Origin of the sequence: Streptomyces triticagri (assembly GCF_003429565.1) — a bacterium.
Classification (GTDB): Bacteria; Actinomycetota; Actinomycetes; order Streptomycetales; family Streptomycetaceae; genus Streptomyces; species Streptomyces triticagri.
Genome location: NZ_QUAK01000121.1, coordinates 1 through 20328 on the forward strand (window position 1 = coordinate 1; position 20328 = coordinate 20328).

Annotated in this window: 21 protein-coding genes; 10 read left to right on the forward strand and 11 right to left on the reverse strand. The window is 71.0% G+C overall.

Features of this window, described 5'->3' with window-relative positions; all coding sequences use genetic code 11:
- Positions 1–223: 223 nt before the first annotated feature.
- A complete protein-coding gene (locus DY218_RS22840) occupies positions 224–910 on the forward strand; it encodes a uridine kinase family protein (protein WP_128558006.1) in 687 nt (228 codons plus the stop codon).
- Positions 911–1301: 391 nt separating this feature from the next.
- Here the strand turns inward: DY218_RS22840 and DY218_RS22845 are convergent, their stop codons facing one another.
- Positions 1302–2081 carry a SigE family RNA polymerase sigma factor gene (locus DY218_RS22845; protein WP_128558007.1) on the reverse strand — a complete coding sequence of 260 codons (780 nt, stop codon included), beginning with the start codon at positions 2079–2081 and terminating at the stop codon, positions 1302–1304.
- A 224-nt stretch (positions 2082–2305) separates the two neighbouring features.
- Between DY218_RS22845 and afsQ1 the strand changes: the two genes are divergently transcribed.
- The 5 genes from afsQ1 (at position 2306) to DY218_RS22870 (ending at position 6115) form a co-directional block, all read left to right on the forward strand.
- Entirely contained in the window at positions 2306–2983 is a 678-nt protein-coding gene (gene afsQ1 / locus DY218_RS22850; RefSeq protein ID WP_158574094.1) for a two-component system response regulator AfsQ1, read from the forward strand.
- The gene (locus tag DY218_RS22855; RefSeq protein WP_158574096.1) at positions 2980–4545 is read left to right on the forward strand and encodes a sensor histidine kinase; all 1566 of its coding nucleotides are present in this window, start codon (positions 2980–2982) and stop codon (positions 4543–4545) included. Before afsQ1 ends, DY218_RS22855 begins: the two co-directional genes overlap by 4 nt.
- A complete protein-coding gene (locus DY218_RS22860; RefSeq protein WP_233521821.1) occupies positions 4542–5162 on the forward strand; it encodes a hypothetical protein in 621 nt (206 codons plus the stop codon). Before DY218_RS22855 ends, DY218_RS22860 begins: the two co-directional genes overlap by 4 nt.
- A gap of 102 nt (positions 5163–5264) precedes the next feature.
- Positions 5265–5852: a VanZ family protein gene (locus DY218_RS22865; protein WP_128558045.1), complete on the forward strand. Its 588-nt coding sequence runs from the start codon at positions 5265–5267 to the stop codon at positions 5850–5852.
- 53 nt (positions 5853–5905) lie between these two features.
- The gene (locus DY218_RS22870) at positions 5906–6115 is read left to right on the forward strand and encodes a PspC domain-containing protein (protein WP_128558010.1); all 210 of its coding nucleotides are present in this window, start codon (positions 5906–5908) and stop codon (positions 6113–6115) included.
- Positions 6116–6361: 246 nt separating this feature from the next.
- On the opposite strand, the gene DY218_RS22875 is transcribed toward DY218_RS22870, so the two are convergent.
- From DY218_RS22875 to DY218_RS22885, 3 genes are all read right to left on the reverse strand, one after another.
- Complete coding sequence (locus tag DY218_RS22875; RefSeq protein ID WP_128558011.1) at positions 6362–6688, reverse strand: ATP-binding protein; 327 nt, start codon at positions 6686–6688, stop codon at positions 6362–6364.
- 317 nt (positions 6689–7005) lie between these two features.
- Positions 7006–8160: an adenosine deaminase gene (locus DY218_RS22880; protein WP_128558012.1), complete on the reverse strand. Its 1155-nt coding sequence runs from the start codon at positions 8158–8160 to the stop codon at positions 7006–7008.
- A 42-nt stretch (positions 8161–8202) separates the two neighbouring features.
- Complete coding sequence (locus DY218_RS22885; RefSeq protein WP_128558013.1) at positions 8203–8718, reverse strand: MarR family winged helix-turn-helix transcriptional regulator; 516 nt, start codon at positions 8716–8718, stop codon at positions 8203–8205.
- 151 nt (positions 8719–8869) lie between these two features.
- Here DY218_RS22885 and DY218_RS22890 point away from each other — a divergent pair, with 151 nt between their 5' ends.
- Positions 8870–9538, forward strand: a complete 669-nt coding sequence (locus DY218_RS22890) for a nitroreductase family protein (RefSeq protein WP_128558014.1) — start codon at positions 8870–8872, stop codon at positions 9536–9538.
- Positions 9539–9645: 107 nt separating this feature from the next.
- Positions 9646–10404 (forward strand): prolyl oligopeptidase family serine peptidase, encoded by a 759-nt coding sequence (locus DY218_RS22895; protein ID WP_128558015.1) that lies wholly within the window; start codon positions 9646–9648, stop codon positions 10402–10404.
- A gap of 62 nt (positions 10405–10466) precedes the next feature.
- Here DY218_RS22895 and DY218_RS22900 read toward each other — a convergent pair whose 3' ends face one another.
- Positions 10467–11474: a LysR family transcriptional regulator gene (locus DY218_RS22900; protein WP_128558016.1), complete on the reverse strand. Its 1008-nt coding sequence runs from the start codon at positions 11472–11474 to the stop codon at positions 10467–10469.
- 62 nt (positions 11475–11536) lie between these two features.
- Here DY218_RS22900 and DY218_RS22905 point away from each other — a divergent pair, with 62 nt between their 5' ends.
- Together DY218_RS22905 and DY218_RS22910 are read left to right on the forward strand one after the other, a co-directional pair.
- Positions 11537–12850, forward strand: a complete 1314-nt coding sequence (locus DY218_RS22905; protein WP_128558017.1) for an MFS transporter — start codon at positions 11537–11539, stop codon at positions 12848–12850.
- A gap of 145 nt (positions 12851–12995) precedes the next feature.
- Entirely contained in the window at positions 12996–14009 is a 1014-nt protein-coding gene (locus tag DY218_RS22910; RefSeq protein ID WP_128558018.1) for a sigma-70 family RNA polymerase sigma factor, read from the forward strand.
- Here the strand turns inward: DY218_RS22910 and DY218_RS22915 are convergent.
- The 6 genes from DY218_RS22915 to DY218_RS22940 all read right to left on the reverse strand — a co-directional run bounded on the left by DY218_RS22915 (position 13905) and on the right by DY218_RS22940 (position 20174).
- On the reverse strand, positions 13905–14288 hold the full coding sequence (locus tag DY218_RS22915; RefSeq protein WP_128558019.1) for an STAS domain-containing protein: 384 nt from the start codon (positions 14286–14288) through the stop codon (positions 13905–13907). The two genes, DY218_RS22910 and DY218_RS22915, sit on opposite strands and share 105 nt — an antisense overlap.
- Positions 14289–14365: 77 nt before the next feature.
- On the reverse strand, positions 14366–15652 hold the full coding sequence (locus DY218_RS22920; protein ID WP_128558020.1) for a thymidine phosphorylase: 1287 nt from the start codon (positions 15650–15652) through the stop codon (positions 14366–14368).
- Between the two features lie 130 nt (positions 15653–15782).
- Positions 15783–16214: a cytidine deaminase gene (locus tag DY218_RS22925; protein ID WP_128558021.1), complete on the reverse strand. Its 432-nt coding sequence runs from the start codon at positions 16212–16214 to the stop codon at positions 15783–15785.
- Positions 16211–17470 (reverse strand): ABC transporter permease, encoded by a 1260-nt coding sequence (locus DY218_RS22930; RefSeq protein WP_128558022.1) that lies wholly within the window; start codon positions 17468–17470, stop codon positions 16211–16213. Before DY218_RS22930 ends, DY218_RS22925 begins: the two co-directional genes overlap by 4 nt.
- On the reverse strand, positions 17467–18615 hold the full coding sequence (locus DY218_RS22935) for an ABC transporter permease (protein WP_128558023.1): 1149 nt from the start codon (positions 18613–18615) through the stop codon (positions 17467–17469). Before DY218_RS22935 ends, DY218_RS22930 begins: the two co-directional genes overlap by 4 nt.
- A complete protein-coding gene (locus DY218_RS22940; RefSeq protein WP_233521828.1) occupies positions 18615–20174 on the reverse strand; it encodes an ABC transporter ATP-binding protein in 1560 nt (519 codons plus the stop codon). The genes DY218_RS22935 and DY218_RS22940 overlap by 1 nt, the downstream gene beginning before the upstream one ends.
- Between the last annotated feature and the right edge of the window lie 154 nt (positions 20175–20328).

Consider the following 20328-nt stretch of genomic DNA (forward strand, 5'->3'; position numbering starts at 1 on the left):
GCACCGTGCGGCCGGGGCGCGAGGGCCGGGCATGCCGCCCGCGGCCGGTCCGCCGCGCGGCCGCGGCGGGGTCCATCGGTTCAGGGCCCTGTTCCGTCATGGGGCTCATCGGTTACCACCTGTCCGGCAGATCGAGGGTGCGCGGGCCGGGACGAAGGCTCCCGCGTAGTCGTACGCGCACCGACAGTAATCGAGGTGTGATACGCGTACCAAAGCCCGACCCATGGGGTCACTCGTGCGAGGGGATGGCCCACACTGGTGTCCCGTGAGTTCGCATCCGCCGATACCGACCCGCGTCGTGCTCCTTACCGGGCCCTCCGGCTCCGGGAAGTCCCGCCTCGCCGCCCGCACGGGCCTGCCCGTACTGCGCCTCGACGACTTCTACAAGGAGGCCGGGGATCCCACGCTGCCGCAGGTCCCGGGCAGTTCGGACATCGACTGGGACGCTCCGGGGTCCTGGGACGCAGAGGCCGCGCTCGCCGCGATCGTGGAGCTGTGCCGCACCGGTCACACCCGGATCCCGGTCTACGACATCGCCACCAGCTCGCGGGTGGGCGCGGAGTCCCTCGAGATCGACCGCACCCCGCTGATCGTCGCCGAGGGCATCTTCGCCGCGGAGATCGTCGGGCGCTGCCGTGAACTCGGCGTACTGGCCGATGCGTTGTGCCTGCGGGGCCGACCGTCGACCACGTTCCGGCGCCGGCTGCTGCGGGATCTGCGGGAGGGGCGCAAGTCCGTGCCGTTCCTGCTGCGGCGCGGCTGGCGCCTTATGCGCGCGGAGCGGGCCATCGTCGCCCGCCAGGCGGCGCTCGGTACACACCCCTGCGGCAAGCAGGAGGCACTCGGCCGGCTCGCCGCGGCGGCCGCAGGGCGCCTCACGAAACCGAGCACCGCCGCGGACCACGTCTGAGCCGCCGATACGCGAACAGCGCGGGACTCGACTCCGAATGCGGTTCGGGGACGACTCGGGGTCGGCTCGGGAACGACTCAGGGCCGGCTCGGGAACGACTCAGGGCCGGCTCAGGGCCGCCTCCGAAATGGCCTGGGAAACGGCAACGGGACCGGAAAGACCCCCCGGCCTCCCGATCCCGCAACCGTCCGAAGGACCCTGTCCTGCTCCCCCGTCGGATCCTTCTCGTTCTCCCCCGTGGGCCCCCGCGCGGGCGGCCCCCGTTTCCCCCGTGTGCTTCCCCGTTCCCCCGTGTCCCCCCGTGTTTCCGTTCCCCCCGGAACGTTCCGCCGCTCCCCCGAGCGACGCCCCCCCGCCTTCCGCGGGCCGGTTCGCGTACGTCCACGTACTTCTACGCGACCAGCTCGCCGAAGGACTCCTCCAGGTCACGGCCGAAGCTGAGGACCTCGTCCTCGCGCAGCCGGCGGAGCGACCGCCAGATGCTGGACTTCACCGTGCCGACACTGATGTCGAGGATGTCCGCGATCTCCGGATCCGTACGACCCTCGTAGTAGCGCAGCACCAGCATGGTGCGCTGCAGTTCGGGCAGCCGGGCCAGTGCCTGCCACAGGACCGCGCGCAGCTCGGTGCCGCGCATCGCGTCCGTGTCGCCGACCGTCTCCGGCAGCTCCTCGGTCGGGTACTCGTTGAGCTTGCGCCTGCGCCAGGCGCTGATGTGCAGATTCGTCATGGTGCGGCGCAGGTAACCGCCGACGGCGGCCTTGTCACTGATCCGGTCCCAGGCCCGGTACGTCGAGAACAGCGCGCTCTGCAGCAGGTCCTCGGCCTCGAACCGGTCACCGGTCAGGTGGTAGGCGGTTGCGTACAGGGAGGCGCGGCGCTCCTTGACGTAGGCGGTGAACTCCGCCTCCGACAGGGACGTCGTCCGCTCCCCCGAGCCCTCCCCGTACGCCGCTCCCCCAGCGGCAGCCGCCTTCTGACGTGCGTCGACAACCGTCATGTACGTGGTGTGCTGACGCCCGGTGCCGCGAGCGCACCCCCGCCCTCCCCCGAGCTCTCGACTCCGCTCGAGCAGGGAGGTACCCCCATTGGCACCGGACTTCTCTCCTCCACGGACGTCGTGCAAGCGCGTGACTACTGCGCCAGAACTGGTGCTGTGCAGCGTGTTCATCTCGCGCCCCCCGTCGTGGAGTCTCGGTTCTTGCCTGCTCGTGCTCTTGAGTTCTTGCGTTTCGGGTTGAGCTTTTCCGTCTGCCCAAGAGTTTGCCGGGGGACTTTCATGGCGGTGTCCGCCGACTGTCACAGGCCTGTCACAGGGCCCGTCGCTGTGTGGGAGATGGGTGGGAGCGCTCCAACTGTCGAAACCCCACCGCCCCATGGGCCAGAATGACCTCTGTGCCTTCCCTGTTGCTGATCGAGGACGACGACGCCATCCGCACGGCCCTGGAGCTGTCGCTGACGCGCCAGGGGCATCGTGTGGCCACAGCCGCCACCGGAGAGGACGGTCTGAAGCTGCTGCGAGAACAGCGGCCCGATCTGATCGTGCTCGACGTGATGCTGCCCGGGATCGATGGGTTCGAGGTGTGCCGGCGCATCCGGCGCACCGACCAGCTGCCCATCATCCTGCTCACCGCGCGCAGTGACGACATCGACGTGGTGGTGGGCCTGGAGTCCGGCGCCGACGACTATGTCGTGAAGCCCGTCCAGGGCCGGGTGCTCGACGCCCGGATCCGGGCGGTGCTCCGCCGCGGCGAGCGCGAGGCGAACGACGCGGCGGTGTTCGGCTCCCTGGTGATCGACCGCTCCGCCATGACCGTCACCAAGGACGGCGAGGACCTGCAGCTCACGCCGACAGAGCTGCGCCTGCTCCTCGAGCTGAGCCGGCGGCCCGGACAGGCCCTGTCCCGGCAGCAGTTGCTCCGCCTGGTCTGGGAGCACGACTACCTCGGTGACTCCCGTCTGGTGGACGCCTGCGTGCAGCGGCTGCGCGCCAAGGTGGAGGACGTGCCGTCCTCGCCGACCCTGATCCGTACCGTGCGCGGAGTCGGCTACCGGCTGGACACGCCTCAGTGACCGAAGCGTCCGACGGCAAGCGGCGGGGGCCGACCAGGAGGGTTCTCGCCGGGCTGCGCCTCACCAGCCTGCGGCTGCGTCTGGTCGTGGTGTTCGGCCTGGTCGCCCTCACCGCCGCGGTGTCCGCGTCCGGGATCGCGTACTGGCTCAATCGCGAGGCGGTGCTCACGCGTACGCAGGACGCGGCGCTGAACGACTTCGAGGAGGAGATGCAGAACCGCGCCGGTTCGCTGCCTCCCCGGCCCACCCAGGACGACCTGGAGGCGACCGCCGTACGGATGTCGCAGAGCAGCCAGCGCTACAGCGTGCTCCTGATCGGCGAGGACCCCGACGGCAAGACGGTGGTGGGCAATTCGGATCTGGACAGCTTCACGCTCACCGACGTGCCGAAGTCGCTGCAGAAGGCGGTGAACGAGAAGCGGCCGCTGGAGAAGGGCAACAAGGACGAGTACCACCTCTTCTGGCAGCGCAAGACGGACACCGGCGGCACCCCCTTTCTGGTCGGCGGTACGCGGGTGATGGGCGGCGGGCCGACCGGTTACATGCTCAAGTCGCTCGAGCCGGAGTCCGAGGATCTCGGGTCGCTGGCCTGGTCGTTGGGCATCGCCACGGGCCTCGCCCTGATCGGGGCCGCGCTGCTCGCGCAGGCGGCCGCGACCACCGTGCTCAAGCCGGTGCACCGGCTCGGGGTGGCCGCGCGCAGGCTGGGCGAGGGCAAGCTCGACACCCGGCTCAGGGTGTCCGGTACGGACGAACTCGCCGAGCTGTCACGGACGTTCAACCGTACGGCGGAGAATCTGGAGAAGAAGGTCGCGGACATGAGCAGCCGCGAGGAGTCCAGCCGCCGCTTCGTCGCCGACATGTCGCACGAGCTGCGCACGCCACTGACCGCGATCACCGCCGTCACGGAGGTGCTCGAGGAGGAGGCGGACAGCCTCGACCCGATGATCGAGCCCGCCGTGCGCCTGGTGGTCAGCGAGACCCGCAGGCTGAACGACCTGGTGGAGAACCTGATGGAGGTCACCCGCTTCGACGCGGGCACCGCACGGCTCGTCCTCGACGACGTGGACATCGCCGACCAGATCACCGCCTGTATCGACACCCGGGCCTGGCTGGACGCCGTCGACCTGGACGCCGAGCGCGGCATCACCGCCCGGCTCGACCCGCGCCGCCTCGACGTCGTCCTGGCCAATCTGATCGGCAACGCCCTCAAGCACGGCGGCTCCCCGGTCCGGGTCCAGGTGCGGGTGGACGGCGACGATCTGCTGATCCGGGTACGGGACCACGGGCCCGGGATTCCCGAGGAGGTGCTGCCGCATGTGTTCGACCGGTTCTACAAGGCGAGCGCGTCCCGGCCGCGGTCCGAGGGCAGCGGGCTCGGCCTGTCGATCGCCCTGGAGAACGCGCACATCCACGGCGGTGAGATCACGGCCGAGAACTCCGCCGAGGGCGGCGCGGTCTTCACGCTGCGGCTCCCGCGCGACGCCTCGCACATGGTGGAGCGGCCGGCCGGCGAGGACGCCGGCGAAGAGTCCGAGGAGTCCTCGGGGGTCTCCTCATGAGGCTGCGTGACGTGGTGCGGCGGACTCCCGCCCGCGCCGCCCTGTTCGGCGCGCTGTGCTGCGCGACGCTGGCCGGCTGCGGGATCCGGCCGACCGAGGTGCCGACGGACTTCGGACCCGCGCCGTCCCGGGTGCCGTGCACGACCGGCGCCCCGGAGATCGGCACCCAGGCGGCCGCCGGGATCCCGGTGCGGGTGTTCCTGGTCTGCAGCTCGCAGCTGGTGGCGGTCGACCGCACGGTGCAGCTCGAGGGCGAGGACGCGGCGAGCGACCGGGTACGGATCGCCCAGGCCCTCGTCGACGAACTGCAGGAACGGCCCTCGCCGGTCGAGGGCCAGGCCGGCTTCACCACCGACGTGCGCGGGCCGATCACCGTGGCGAAGCCGCAGGACGGCGATCCGCGGGCCACGCTGCGGCTGAGCGCGGACCCCGCGGGACTGACGCCGTTCGCGCTGTCCCAGCTGGTGTGCACGCTGGCCGTCTCCGAGGCGGGCGACGGCGGCCGCAGTGTGGTGCTCGGCGGCCCCGGGGACACCGAGCCACGGCGGTACGAGTGCACCGACGAGACCCGCTCACGCCCCGGCGAGTCGGGGCCACCGGCGCAGACGGTGGGCTGACGGGGGGTGGCCTGCCCGGGGTGACCGGCGCCTCGTGGGCCGCCGGGGATTTGCGGGCAGCCTTGCGGAACCGATCCTGCCGATGCTCGCGTCTTGGGGTTCGTGCAGCGTCAAGGCTCGGACGGCAGAGGTGCCGTGGTACATGTCCGCGCGGCAGGAGCGGTCGTCCTCGCCGTGCACCTTCTGGTCGTCGGCTGGTTCACGCTGCGGCCGCTCGATGTGCCGTGGGTGAGCGCCGCCAATCTCCAGCCGTTCGCCGGCATCCGGGCCGATCTGGCTCTCGGGCCGACCGAGGCCGCCCGCCGAATCGGCGAGAGCATGCTGCTGCTCGCCCCGCTCGGGGTGCTCCTGCCGCTCGTCGGCGGCCGGCTGCGCGCCTCCCGGCTGACCTCGCTGATGCGTACGGTGGCGGCCGCCGCGCTGATGTCGCTGACCATCGAGTTGCTGCAGACCGGGGTGCCGGGGCAGGTCGTGGACGTGGACTCGATGTTCCTCAACACCGCAGGGGTGGCCATCGTCCACCTCTCCCTCGTACCGGCCATGCGGGCCCGGCTCCGCCGCAGGGCCGAGGCGCCGCCGGCCGTACCCCTCCCCCGGGAGGAGGCCTCTCAGGGGTCGACCCCGACGATTCCCAGGGTCGGGATCGCCCCGCAGTCCGACGTTCTGCCCGCTTCGCGCTCGTACGGTTGAAGACATCGGGGCCCATACGGGGATGCCCCACCGAGGTTCGCGAAGGAGCCACCATGACCGCCCTTGCCCGCCCCACCGACGGACGGATGCTCGGCGGAGTGTGCGCAGCGCTGGCACGGCGCTTCGGCACCTCCGCGAGCACCATGCGCGTGATCTTCCTGGTGTCCTGCCTGCTGCCCGGCCCGCAGTTCCTGCTCTATCTGGCGCTGTGGATCCTGCTGCCGTCCGAGAAGGCCGCGCGGACGCACGCGTCCGCCTGGTAGGCGGTTCGTGAGATCGACATACGAAGAGGCCGACCCGGCACCTGGCCGGGTCGGCCTCCTCTGATGCTCCGACCAATTCAAGCCCCTCCGACGCTTGAGATGGGGGTCCCCCCTGCTCGAGCGGAGCCGGGAGCTTGGGGGAGGGGTCCGGGGCGGCGCCCCGTGGCGGTCCCAGGCCATCGGCCTGGCGGCCTCGTCCTCAAGCGCCGGACGGGCTTGGTGGTGCCGCCGGACGGGCTGGAAACGTCAGCCGAGCGGCAGGCCGCCGCCCGTCGGGAGGCCGCCGAGGAGGCCCCCGACCGGATCCGCGGCATCGGTCGGCAGACCGGACGTGGCCTGGTCGAGCGCCGGAGCGGCCTGGCCCACGGCCATCTCGCCCGCGGCGAGCGCCTCGGAGCCACCGGCCGGCAGGAGCTGCGCGGCGGACTCGACCGGCAGGGTCGAGGTCACCGTGTCGAGGGCCCCCGTCGCGTCGGGCAGGGCGGGCGCCGCCGAGGCGGCACCACCGGCGGCAACGGCGAATGCGGCACCGAGAGCGGCGACACCGAGGGACTTGACGGCAGTCTGCTTCATGGGGAATACGTCCTTGTGACGGGGTTGAAGAGCGGTCCCGCAAGCTAGCCATCCGCGAAGCGCGCTCGCAAACACCGAAACGCGACCCGTATTCGATCTTCGCGGCACGGCACCCACCCTTCCGGAACTTCGAATTCCCTCGTAAATCAGCAGGTCATGGCCGTACGAGCGAGGGGTAGCCGCCGTACACCCGCGCGGCGGCCGCGCATGATCCGCTGGACGCCGCGAACGGGGCGTTCACTGCAACGAATGAACGCCCCGGACACCGCCTTGACGCATCGACGGGGAACATCCGCCCGAGCGGGCACCCGAACGAATCAGGCCGAGCTCTCCGCGAGATCGCCGCCGGCGGCGGTCTGACGGAAGAGCCACTCGGACTTGAGCTCGGCGTACCCGGGCTTGATCACGTCGTTGATCATCGCCAGGCGCTCGTCGAAGGGGATGAAGGCCGACTTCATCGCATTGACCGTGAACCACTGCATGTCGTCGAGGGTGTAGCCGAAGGTGTCGACGAGCTCCTTGAACTCACGGCTCATGCTGGTGCCGGACATCAGCCGGTTGTCGGTGTTCACGGTGGCCCGGAAGTGCAGCTTCCGCAGCAGCCCGATCGGGTGTCCGGCGTACGAATCGGCCGCGCCCGTCTGCAGGTTGGACGTCGGGCACAGCTCGAGCGGGATGCGCTTGTCGCGGACGTACGAGGCGAGGCGGCCGAGCTGGACCGTGCCGTCGTCGGCGACCTCGATGTCGTCGATGATGCGCACACCGTGGCCGAGCCGGTCGGCGCCGCACCACTGCAGGGCCTGCCAGATCGACGGCAGGCCGAAGGCCTCGCCTGCGTGGATGGTGAAGTGGTTGTTCTCCCGCTTCAGGTACTCGAAGGCGTCCAGGTGGCGGGTGGGCGGGTAGCCCGCCTCGGCGCCTGCGATGTCGAAACCGACGACGCCGTGGTCCCGGTAGCGGTTGGCGAGTTCGGCGATCTCCAGCGCGCGGGCCGCGTGCCGCATCGCGGTGAGCAGGGCGCCGACGCGGATCCGGTGGCCGTTCTCGCGGGCCCGGCGCTCGCCCTCGCGGAAGCCCTCGTCGACCGCTTCGACGACCTGCTCCAGGGTGAGGCCGCCCTCCAGGTGCTGCTCCGGGGCGTACCGGATCTCGGCGTAGACGACGCCGTCCTCGGCCAGGTCCTCGGCGCACTCCGCGGCGACCCTGACCAGGGCGTCCCTGGTCTGCATGACGGCGCAGGTGTGCGAGAACGTCTCCAGATACCGCTCGAGAGAGCCGGAGTCGGCGGCCTCGCGGAACCAGGTGCCGAGCTTGTCGGGCTCGGTCTCCGGGAGACCGTCGTACCCGGTCTCGCGGGCGAGTTCGACGATGGTGCCGGGGCGGAGGCCGCCGTCGAGGTGGTCGTGCAGGAGTGCCTTGGGTGCTCGGCGGATCTGCTCCAAGGTCACGGCGGGAGTGGTCTGGCTCGTCATTTCCGCACTGTACCGCCTACGCGCGTAGAACTCTCCCTCCTTTCACGGTCGGGAGGTGGAGTGCAGGAGCTTGCCCAGGAGGGTGGCGAGCTGCTTGCGCTCCGCGGGACCGAGCGCACCGAAGGTGCTGTCGAGGAACTCGGGTACCGCCGCCTCGGCCCGGTCGAGCAACTGTCTGCCGGTGTCGGTGAGGGTGACGGCGTAGGCACGGCGGTCCGTGGCGTGGCGTTCACGGCGCACGTGACCTGCCTCTTCGAGGCTGTCGCAGAGGCCGACCATCACGGTGCGGTCGATGCGCAGCTGGTCGCTCAGGACGCGCTGCGAGCAGGGGCCGACCTCGGCGAGCATTTTCAGGACCAGGTGCCGGCCGACGCCGATCCCGAGCGCCTGGGCCTGGGCGTCGGCGGCTCGGGCCACGGCCGTGGAGGCGCGGCACAGGGCGATGTCGGGGCGCTCCGCAGCGAGTTGGCGGAAGTAGTCGGCGCTCGTGCGGCCGGTGTCGGTGCGGTCGGCGCTCGCGCGGTCGGTGCTCGCGCGGTCCGTGTTCGTCGGCGGCATGGGCTCTCCCTTCGGGCCGGCGTCACCGTAACAGAAATCGTCTGGAGCCAGATTGTTTGACTGCCGATCATAACGATCGTACGCTCGCCAATCATCTGGATCCCAACCATCTTCATGCAGACGGTAGGCGCCCCACGCCGAGGAGACTCTTATGACGCTCGACCGGCCGCACGCTCAACTGGGCCTGACCACCGACCAGTTGCTGTCCACCACCCGGGCGGTACGCAAACGCCTCGACCTGGACCGCCCGGTCCCACGGTCCCTGATCGAGGAGTGCATCGACCTGGCCACCCAGGCGCCCACCGGACGCAACCGGCAGCGCTGGCACTTCATCGTCGTCACCGATCCGGAGCGACGCCGCCTGGTCGGCGACCTCTTCCGCCGCGCCCTCGCGACCGGGGGCGGGCAGCCGCCGAGCGAGCGGGACCTGCCGCGGATGTTCGCCCATCCCGGCTCGATGGAGCGGATCTCGGACGGCCTTCGGCATCTGCAGGCCAACATCCATCGGGTGCCCGCCTTCGTCGTCCCGGCCGTCGAAGGCCGCACCGAAGGTGCCTCCGTGCTCGACCAGTCCATGACCTGGGGTTCGATCCTGCCGGCCGTGTGGAGCTTCATGCTGGCCGCCCGGGCCCGCGGGCTCGGCACCGTATGGACCACGGCGCAGGGTCCGTTGGAGAAGGAGCTCGCCGGTGTGCTCGGGGTGCCGTACGACGAGGTGATGCTCGCGGCCTTCATCCCGCTGGCGTTCACGATCGGCACCGACTTCCGGCCCGCCCGGCGGATTCCCCGGGACGAGGTCCTGCACTGGGAACGCTGGTAGGACGCGGGGCGGGGCGGTCCGATGCGCCGCTCCGACGCCGCAGCCGATACGTAACAGAGACCGCACGGCAGGGTTCCGTACACCTGGGCTTCTGACAGTGTTGAGCCATGCCACAGCAAGCGACGCCCGTACGCGGCGCCCGACTTGGCCGGGTCCTCGGGACCGAATCGAGCTCCGTGAGCGGTGTGGTGCTGCTGCTCCCCGGGGGCGACGAGAACTCCACGCGCCGTACGTCGCCGCTCGCTCTCGCGGGTGTCCGCGCGCTCGGCCGCTCGCTGGTGAAGGCCGGCCGGGACGAAGGGCTCGTGGCGCACGTGGTGCGGCACGGCGAGCGCGGCTGGAACGGCCCCGACGCACGCCCCGCGAAGGACGCCGCATGGGCCGTGGACGAGGTGGTGCGGCGCTACGGCGATGTGCCGGTCTGCCTGGCCGGTGTCGACATGGGCGGGCGCGCCGCGCTCCGCTCCGGCGGCCACCCGGCCGTCAACTCGGTGCTTGCGCTCGCCCCTTGGCTGCCCGAGGAGGACGTCGCCGCCGAGCCCGAACCGGTGAAGCAGCTCGGCGGCCGCCGCGTCCTGATCGTGCACGGCACGAACGACCAGCGGACCGACCCCGAACTGTCGTTCCGCTTCGCCGCGCGGGTGAAGAAGGCAAACCGGGAGACGTGCCGCTTCGAGGTGCACTCGGACGGGCACGCGCTCGCCCAGCACCGGCACGAAGTCTTCGCGCTCGCCGCGGACTTCGTCATCGGATCGCTCTACGACCGGACCTACGCGCGCCCCCTCGCGGACGCCTTCGCCGCTCCCCCGCCGCTCGGCCTGCGGATGCCGCTCGCCTCCGGTTTCGGGCGGTCGCTGCGGCGCTGAGCGCTCGACTCCCGTATCCCGTACGGGACTTGGGGCGCCGTCGAATCAAGCCGGCAGTCGAATCACGCCAGCAGGTGGCCGCGGCGGGAGAGCAGGAAGCGTTTGAAGGCGGCGACCGGCGGGGTGTCCGGGTGGCCGTCCAGCCAGGCCACCCCGATCTCGCGGACCGCACGCGGCGCCGTGACCGCCAGCTCCACCACCCCGGGACGGGCGAAGGCGGGCGGTGGCAGCAGGGCGACCCCGAGGTCGGCGGCGACCAGACCGCGCAACGTCTCGGTCTCCTCGCCCTCGAAGGCGATCCGCGGACGGAATCCGGCCTGGGCGCACAGGTCGTCGGTGATGCGGCGCAGTCCGTAGCCCGGCTCGAGGGTGACGAAGGTTTCGTCGGCGGCCTCCGCGAGGCGGATCCGCTTGCGGCCCGCGAGGCGGTGGTCGGCCGGTACGACGAGCCGCAGCCGCTGTTCGTCGAGGCGCCGTGCGACCAGGTCCGGGGCGTCCGGCACGGGTGACGTGAGGCAGAGGTCGAGGGCGCCGGAGCGCAGCCGTTCGATCATCCACTCGCCGTAGTTCTGGACCAGGGTGAAGCGCACCCGGGGGTGGTCGGCGCGGAAGGCGCGGATCAGGGCGGGGACGGTCTCCGAGCCCATGGTGTGCAGGAAGCCGAAGGCGACCTTGCCGGCCGCCGGGTCCGCGTCGGCGCGCACCTCCTCCGCGGCCCGCTCGACATCGGCGAGCGCGCGCTCCACCGAGGCCTGGAAGGTGCGGCCCGCCGGAGTGAGCGACACGGTGCGGCCGTGGCGGGCGAACAGGTCGACGCCCAGGTCCTGTTCGAGCCGGACCAGGGCGCGGGAGAGTGTGGATTGCGGGACGTTCATCTCCAGGGCGGCGCGGGTCACGTGCTCGGTGCGGGCGACGGCGGCGAAGTAGGCGAGCCGGGGCGCGAGCAGCGCCGCCCAGTCGTCCGGGTCACCGGATGCATCGGAAGCCCCCGGACTCCGGGGCGACGAGGGAATGTCGCTTGCGTAACTGTTCTGCGACATGCGCCGCCCTGATCTGCTCTCATGCACCATGGGATCGATTATCGGCAGTTCATGCATTGGACGCATCAGTTCCGCGGTTCTACCTTCGACGCATGCCTCCTGCCAGTAGCGGGGCGTCCGCCACCCATGCGGGCGCCCGCACCTCGCCGTCCCCCGAACCCCTCACTCCCGCCGCCGCGCCCGCCGACACCCGGCTCGCGCCCGGCGGCGCCGGCTACCGCCGGATGAGCTTCGCCCTCTTCGCCGCCGGCCTCGCGGCCTTCGCGCTGCTCTACTCGACGCAGGCCCTGCTGCCCGCCGTCTCCGCGGAGTTCGGCGTCACCGCCGGCACCGCGAGCTGGACGGTGTCCGCGGCCACCGGCGCGCTCGCGCTGTGCGTACTGCCGCTGAGCGCGCTCTCCGAACGCTACGGGCGGCGCACCGTGATGACCGCCTCCCTGACGGTCGCGGTCGCCGTCGGCCTCCTCGTACCGTTCGCACCGAACCTCGGCTGGCTGGTGGCGCTCCGGGCCGTACAGGGCGCGGCACTTGCCGGGCTTCCGGCGTCCGCGATGGCGTATCTCGCCGAGGAGGTACGGCCGAAGGCGCTGGTCGCGGCGATCGGCCTGTTCGTGGCGGGCAACAGCATCGGCGGCATGAGCGGCCGTGTCCTCACCGGCTGGGTGGCGCAGGCCTGGGGCTGGCGTGCGGCGGTCGCCGCGGTCGGTGTGATGGCGCTGCTGTGCGCGGTGGCGTTCCGGGTGCTGCTGCCGGGGCCCCGGCATTTCCGGGCCGGTTCGCTGCGGCCGCGGGTACTGCTCGGGACCGTGCGCGACCATCTCGGCAATCCGCTGCTTCGCCGGCTCTACGCGATCGGCGCGCTGTTCATGACCGTGTTCGGCGGGGTCTACACGGTGATCGGCTACCGGCTCGTCGAGGAGCCGTTCTCGCTGCCGCAGGGCGTCGTCGGGTCGATCTTCCTGGTTTATCTGGTCGGCACGGTCTCGTCCGCCGCGGCCGGCCGCCTGGTCCGCAGGCTCGGGCGGCGCGGTGCGCTGTATCTGGCGGTCGGCACCACCGCCGCGGGTCTGCTGCTGTCGCTCGGTGACTCGCTGATGGCGGTGCTCGCCGGCCTGGTGCTGATCACGGCGGGGTTCTTCGCGGGGCACGCGGTGGCGTCGTCGGCGGTCAGCGGTACGGCGAAGTCCGGGCGCGCACAGGCCTCGGCGCTGTACCAGTCCGCGTACTACCTGGGCAGCAGCGCGGGCGGGACGCTCGGTGCGGTCGCCTTCCACGCGACCGGCTGGTCCGGCACGGTGCTGCTCGGCCTGATCGCCGTCGTCGGAGTCGCCGGCATCACGCTGCTCGGGACGCGCGCGGCGCGGGTGGAGCGGCGGCGGGCGGTGCCGGCAGGCGCTGGCGCCTGAGCGGCCGCAAACCCCTGCGGGCGGACACGGAGTGTCAAGGGTCGTGCACGGGTTTTCCCGGCTCAGGGGCGAGTGTCAGTCCCCTGCGGTAGCTTCCGAAGTGTTGGTGTCGGACGGGCTACACAGGCGGACTGAGGCGGACCCCATGACTGATCTCGCGGCGGCACAGAAGGTCGGCAAGGACGACCTGGAGGCGAGTCTGGAGAAGTACCGGACAGAGCTCACCGGGTACAGCTACCGGATGCTGGGCTCCAGCTTCGAGGCCGAGGACGCGGTGCAGGACGCCTTCGTGCGGGCCTGGCGGGCGTACGACAAGTTCGAGGGCCGCTCGTCCCTGCGCTCCTGGCTCTACCGCATCACGACGAACGTCTGCCTGGACATGCTGAACGCGGGCAACAAGCGCGCACTCCCCATGGACCTCACCGAGCGCAGCCACCAGTCGACGGCAGTGCTCAATCCGCAGCCGGAGGTGACCTGGCTCGAGCCCGTGCCGGACAGCCGCATCCTGCCCTCCACGGCGGACCCTGCGGAGACCGCGGTCGCCCGGGAGTCGGTGCGGCTCGCCTTCGTCGCCGCCCTGCAGCATCTGCCGCCCAAGCAGCGCGCGGTCCTGATCCTCCGCGAAGTCCTTGCCTGGAAGGCGAACGAGGTCGCGGAGCTCCTGAACACCTCGGTCGCCTCGGTGAACAGCGCCCTGCAGCGCGCCCGCGCCACCCTCGCCGACTCCCCGGTCAAGGACACCGACCCGGCCGACCCGCTGGACGAGGAGCAGCAGGACCTGCTGAACCGCTACATGGCGGCCTTCCAGGGATACGACATGAAGGCCATGGCGGCCGTGCTGCACGACGACGCCATCATGACCATGCCCCCGTTCGACCTGTGGCTCAAGGGCCACGACGACATCCTGGCCTTCCTGGTCAACCAGGGCGCGGGCTGCCGCGGTTCGAAGCTCCTGCCGACGTTCGCCAACGGCACACCGGCGTTCGCGCACTACAAGCCGGATCCGGAGGACGAGAGCCGGATGGCGCCCTGGGCCCTGCAGATCATCGAGACCTCAGGGGGCCGGATCACCGGGTTCCACTGCTTCCTCGACACGAAGCGGTGGTTCCCGCTCTTCGGTTTCCCGGAGTACCTCAGCAAGGCCGACGAGGCTCAGTAGCTGCTCCAGGCGGGGGCCGGGATCACGTATCCGCATGCCGGCCCCCGCTCTGCGAGCGGTCAGGCGCAGTCGGGCGAGCGCCTCGACGGCGGCCAGATCGGGTGCGACGAGCCCTCCGGCGTCGCAGACCACCTCGGTGGCACCGGTGGACTCCAGGCCGGCCGTCAGCTGCTCGCACAGCTGCGGGACCTCGTCCCGGGCGACCCGGGCGCCGAGGCCGACTACAAGCGGTTCGGATGCCTTCACACAGGGGAGACCCGCGCGCCGTCGCGAACTCATCGGCGGCCCCGGAGCCTTCACGGTACGTGCACGAAGCCGTCGTAACTCCCGGCGGGAGGGCGGCGGCTCCCGCTGCTTCAGGAGATGCGGTCGAGGATGATCGGGCGCGGGGTGTAGGAGACCGAGGCCTCGTCGGGCGTTCGGATGTCGTAGGCGTCGGCGAGCGCCTCGACGGACTCCTCGAAGCGCTCCGGGGTGTCGGTGTGCAGGGTGAGCAGCGGCTCGCCGGCGGTGACGCGGTCGCCGGGCTTGGCGTGCAGTTCGATGCCCGCGGCCGCCTGTACCGGGTCCTCCTTGCGGGCCCGGCCCGCGCCGAGCCGCCAGGCGGCCACGCCCACGTCGTACGCGTCGAGGCGGGTCAGCACGCCGGAGGCGGGGGCCGTGACGACGTGCTGCTCGCGGGAGCGGGGCAGTTCGGCGTCCGGGTCGCCGCCCTGGGCCGCGATCATGCGGCGCCAGACGTCCATGGCGGAGCCGTCGGCGAGCGCCTTCGCCGGGTCGGCGTCGGAGATGCCCGCCGCGTCGAGCATCTCGCGGGCGAGGGCGAGGGTGAGCTCCACGACGTCGGCGGGGCCGCCGCCGGCCAGGACCTCGACGGATTCGCGTACCTCGAGGGCGTTGCCCGCGGTGCGGCCGAGCGGGGTGTCCATGTCGGTGAGCAGGGCGACCGTACGCACTCCGTGGTCGTTGCCCAACTCGACCATGGTGGAGGCCAGTTCGCGGGCGTCCTCGACGGTCTTCATGAAGGCGCCGGAGCCGGCCTTCACGTCGAGGACGAGCGAGCCGGTGCCCTCGGCGATCTTCTTCGACATGATCGAGGAGGCGATCAGCGGGATCGACTCGACGGTGCCGGTGACGTCGCGCAGGGCGTAGAGCTTCTTGTCGGCCGGGGCGAGTCCGTCGCCCGCGGCGCAGATCACGGCGCCGGTGGAGTCGAGTACGCCGAGCATCTCCTCGTTGGAGAGCAGGGCGCGCCAGCCGGGGATGGACTCCAGCTTGTCGAGGGTGCCGCCGGTGTGGCCGAGGCCGCGGCCGCTGAGCTGCGGTACGGCGGCGCCGCAGGCGGCGACGAGGGGGGCGAGGGGGAGGGTGATCTTGTCGCCCACGCCGCCGGTGGAGTGCTTGTCCGCGGTGGGGCGGGTGAGGGTGGTGAAGTCCATCCGCTCGCCGGAGTCGATCATCGCTGCGGTCCAGCGGGCGATCTCCCTGCGGGTCATTCCATTCAGGAGGATCGCCATGGCCAGGGCCGACATCTGCTCGTCGGCGATCTTGCCTTCGGTGTAGGCGGCGATGACCCAGTCGATCTGGGGGGCGGTGAGTTCCTTCGCGTCTCGCTTGGTGCGGATTGCGTCGATGACGTTCATGGGGTCTCCGGTCCCTCAGGGTTCGCGGTTCGCTGGCGCGTGCGGGTGGGTGCGTGGTTGCGTGGGGAGTGGGCCACCTGACCGCCCCTTCCCCAAGGTCCTGCCGGACGGGCTTGGGGAAAAGATGTCCTCAATCGCCGGACGGGCTGGAAGGGCCGGACGGGCTGAAAGAAGAAGTCAGGTGCTCCGGACCGAAGGCCTGCGGGAGCATGGCGGACAGCGGGAGGATCCCCTCCGGGGTCTCCAACAGGAGCTTCGGGCCGCCGAATTCGTGGAGGAGTTGGCGGCAGCGGCCGCAGGGGACCAGGACTTCGCCGTGGCCGTCGACGCAGGTGAAGTGGGTGAGGCGGCCGCCGCCGCCGAGCTGCAGGGCGGAGACCAGACCGCATTCGGCGCACAGGCCGATGCCGTACGAGGCGTTCTCCACATTGCAGCCGGCGACGATGCGGCCGTCGTCCACCAGGGCCGCGGCGCCGACCGGATAGCCCGAATACGGCACGTAGGCACGGGACATGGCGTCCCGGGCGGCAGCGCGCAGGGCTTCCCAGTCGACGTCGGTCATGCTCCCTGGCCCTTTCGGTACGGTTTGCCGTTCGCTCTGGGCATCCGCAGTCGCTGGGCCGAGAGCGAGAGGACTAGCAGCGTCACCACGTACGGAGTGGCGGTGACGACCTGGGTGGGCACCTCGTTCGTGGTGGCGTACCAGAGGAACATCAGGGCCGAGACGGCCACGGTGACGAGCGCGGGCACGTACCTCTTGCGGACAAGCAGCCAGATCGCGCCGATCAGCAGCAGGATCGCGGTGAGCAGCAGCAGGGCGTGCACATTCTCCGTACCGCCGCGCAGCTTGAGGCTGTCCGTGTAGCCGAACAGGCCCGCGCCGAGGGCGAGTCCGCCCGGCATCCAGTTGCCGAAGATCATCGCCGCGAGGCCGATGTAACCGCGGCCGCCGGTCTGGCCCTCCAGATAGAAGGGGTTGGCGACGATCGACAGGAAGGCGCCGCCGAGGCCGGCCAGACCGCCGGAGATGATCACGGCCAGGTACTTGTACTTGTAGACGTTGACGCCGAGGGACTCCGCCGCGACCGGGTTCTCACCGCAGGAGCGAAGGCGCAGGCCGAAGGAGGTGCGCCAGAGGATCCACCAGGTGACCGGCACCAGGGCGAGCGCGATCAGGGTCAGCGGCGACATCTTGGTGACCAGGCCGCCGAGCAGTCCCGCCACGTCGGAGATCAGGAACCAGCCCTTGTTGTTGAGGGTCGTCAGGCCGTCGGAGAGTCCTGGGATCGAGAACGAGCCGAGCGAATCCACCGGCGGCGACTGCTTGGAGGTGCCCTGCGGGGCGTTCTCGAAGGTGAAGGCCGAGGCGTACCGGGTGGCGCCGAGCGCCAGGATGTTGATCGCCACACCGGAGATGATGTGGTTCACATTGAAGGTCACGGTGACGATCGCGTGCAGCAGACCGCCGATCGCGCCGCCGACGATGCCCATCAGGACACCGGTCCACGGGCCCCACTGATAGCCGGCCCAGGCGCCGAACCAGGTGCCGAGGACCAGCATGCCCTCGAGCCCGATGTTGATGACGCCCGCGCGCTCGGCCCACAGGCCGCCGAGGCCGGCGAGGCCGATCGGCACCGCGAGCTTCAGGGCGGTGGACATCTGGCTGACGTTGGTGATGCCGTCCGCGCCGGTGATCAGCCGGACGATCGAGGTCAGGGCGAGGACACCGGCGATGACCAGAAGCACCACCGGAAGGCTGAGCTTGCGGCGGCCGGGTGCCGGTGCCGCCGAGGGCTTGCTGAGAACCGTGGCGCTCATCGGGCCGCCACCTCCTTCTCGGTGTCGTCGTCGCCCGGATCACCGGGCGCCGTTGGCTTGGTGTGTCCTGCCGCGAGCTCCTCGCCGACCATGCGCTGCTGGGCGCGGAGCCGCCAGCGGCGTACCGCCTCGTAGCTGACGACGACGGCGATCACGATCAGGCCCTGCATGATGACCGCGATCTCGGTGTCGTAGCCGACGTAGTCGAGCTCCGCCGAGGCGTTGTCCAGCCAGGAGATCAGCAGCGCCGCGAAGGCGATGCCGACCGGGCCGTTGCGGCCGAGCAGCGCGATGGTGATGCAGGTGAAGCCGAGCGAGGTCGGGAAGGACAGGCTGTACGTGTGGGTGTCGCCGAGCAGGATCGGCATGCCCGCGAGGCCGGCGACCGCGCCGGAGATCAGCATCGCGGTGAACACCATCCGCTTGGCGTCGACGCCGCTGGCCGCGGCCGCCGACTCGGAGGCGCCGGTGGCCCGCAGGTCGAAGCCGAAGCGGGTGCGGTTGAGGATCACCCAGTACGCGATGCCGAGGGCGACGGCGACGAAGACGAAGCCGTAGACCTCGCCGGCCGCGCCCATGTCGATGCCGGGGAACCAGCCGGACTCGGCCATCTCGCCCGTCGTCTTGTTGTTGCCGACCTGGACGCCGAAGACGGATGGCAGCGTGAAGTAGCCGATCACCGAGGTGGCGATGGAGTTCAGCATGATCGTCGAGACGACCTCGCTGACTCCGCGGGTGACCTTGAGGATGCCCGCGATACCGGCCCAGAAGGCGCCGGTCAGCATGGCGACCAGGATCAGCATCGGCAGCTGGAGCGCGGCCGGGAGCGCGACGTTCGCGCCGACCACCGCGGTGACCATCGCGGCGAGCCGGTACTGGCCCTCCACACCGATGTTGAAGAGGTTCATCCGGAAGCCGATGGCCACGGCGAGACCGCCGATGTAGTAGCCGGCGGCGTCATTGAGGATCAGTACCTGGATGTCCGAGAAGGTGGCCTGCTCGAACATCACGGTGTACGGCTCGAACGGGTTCTTGCCCGAGACGAGCAGTACCACCGAGGTCAGTGCCACGGCGGCGACCAGGGCGATCGCCGGTCCGGCCGCCGCGAAGGCGATCCGCCGGCCGACCCTGTCGTACTTCTTCATCAGGCACCTTCCTTGCCCGGGGCGTCCGGTGCGCTCTCGTCCGTGTCGTCGGCCACCAGGTGGCCGGACGCGGCGCCCGTCATCGCCGAACCCAGCTCCTCCGGGGTGATGGACCCGGGATCCGCGTCCGCGACGAGCCTGCCGCGGTAGATCACCCGGAGTGTGTCGGACAGGCCGATCAGCTCGTCGAGGTCGGCGGAGATCAGCAGTACGCCGAGTCCCTCGCGGCGGGCCTCCCGGATCTGGTCCCAGATCTGCGCCTGGGCGCCGACGTCCACACCGCGGGTCGGGTGCGCGGCGATCAGGAAGCGCGGCTTGTGGGTCATCTCGCGGCCGACGATCAGCTTCTGCTGGTTGCCGCCGGAGAGCGAGGCGGCCGGCACGTCGATGCCGGGGGTGCGGACGTCGTACGCCTCGACGATGCGCCGGGTGTCCGCCTGCGCGGCGGACGGGTCGAGCCAGATGCCGCGCTTGCCGCGGGTGTTGGGCTTCTCGGTGACATGCCCGAGGATGCGGTTCTCCCACAGCGGGGCCTCGAGGAGCAGGCCGTGCCGGTGGCGGTCCTCGGGGATGTAACCGATGCCCTGCTCCCGGCGGTGGCGGGTGGCCCGGTCGGTGATGTCGTCACCGGCCAGGCGGATGACGCCGGAGTCGGCCTTGTCGAGACCGATCAGGGCGTCGATCAGCTCGGTCTGGCCGTTCCCCTCGACACCCGCGAGGCCGAGGATCTCGCCCTCGTGGATGGTGAAGGAGATGTCGTCCAGGACCGGGCGCCCGCCGTCGGCGGTCAGCCGGAGCTCCTCCACCTGGATGACGGGCTTGTCGGTGACCGTGGACTCGGCGGTCTCCGGAGTGGGCAGCTCGCTGCCGACCATCAGCTCGGCGAGGCGGCGCGTGGTCGTCTCCGCGGGTACGACGGTGCCGACCGTCGTGCCGCGGCGGATCACCGTGATGTGGTCGGCGACCGAGAGCACCTCGCCCAGCTTGTGCGAGATGAAGATGACGCTCAGGCCCTCCGCCTTGAGCTCCCGCAGGTTGTCGAAGAGCGCGTCGACCTCCTGCGGGACCAGCACGGCGGTCGGCTCGTCGAGGATCAGGGTGGTCGCTCCGCGGTAGAGGACCTTGAGGATCTCCACGCGCTGCCGGTCGGCCACGCCCAGGTCCTCCACCAGGGCGTCGGGGCGCACCCCGAGGCCGTAGCGCTCGGAGATCTCGGCGATGCGGCGGCGGGCGCGGGCGCCGATGCCGGCCAGCTTCTCGCTGCCCAGGACCACGTTCTCCAGGACGGTGAGATTGTCCGCGAGCATGAAGTGCTGGTGCACCATGCCGATGCCGCGGTCGATCGCGTCGGCGGGGCCGGCGAACGTCACCTGGGTGCCGTCGACCTCGATGGTGCCCTCGTCCGGCTTCTGCATGCCGTAGAGGATCTTCATCAGGGTGGACTTGCCCGCGCCGTTCTCGCCCACCAGGGCGTGCACGGTGCCTTTGTGGACGCTCAGGTGGATGTCGTGGTTGGCGACGACGCCCGGGAAGCGCTTGGTGATGCCCGCGAGCGCCACCGCGGGAGCGGTTCCTGGGCTCGGAGCGGCGCTGTCACCGCTCGGCGGGCTGCTTGACGTGACGATGGCACACTCTCCTGGGGAAAGGGGGCCGCCGTCCTCGCGGGGCCCTAGTGCTGTGGATCGACTGTCGAACGGGGTGCCGAGAGCCAAA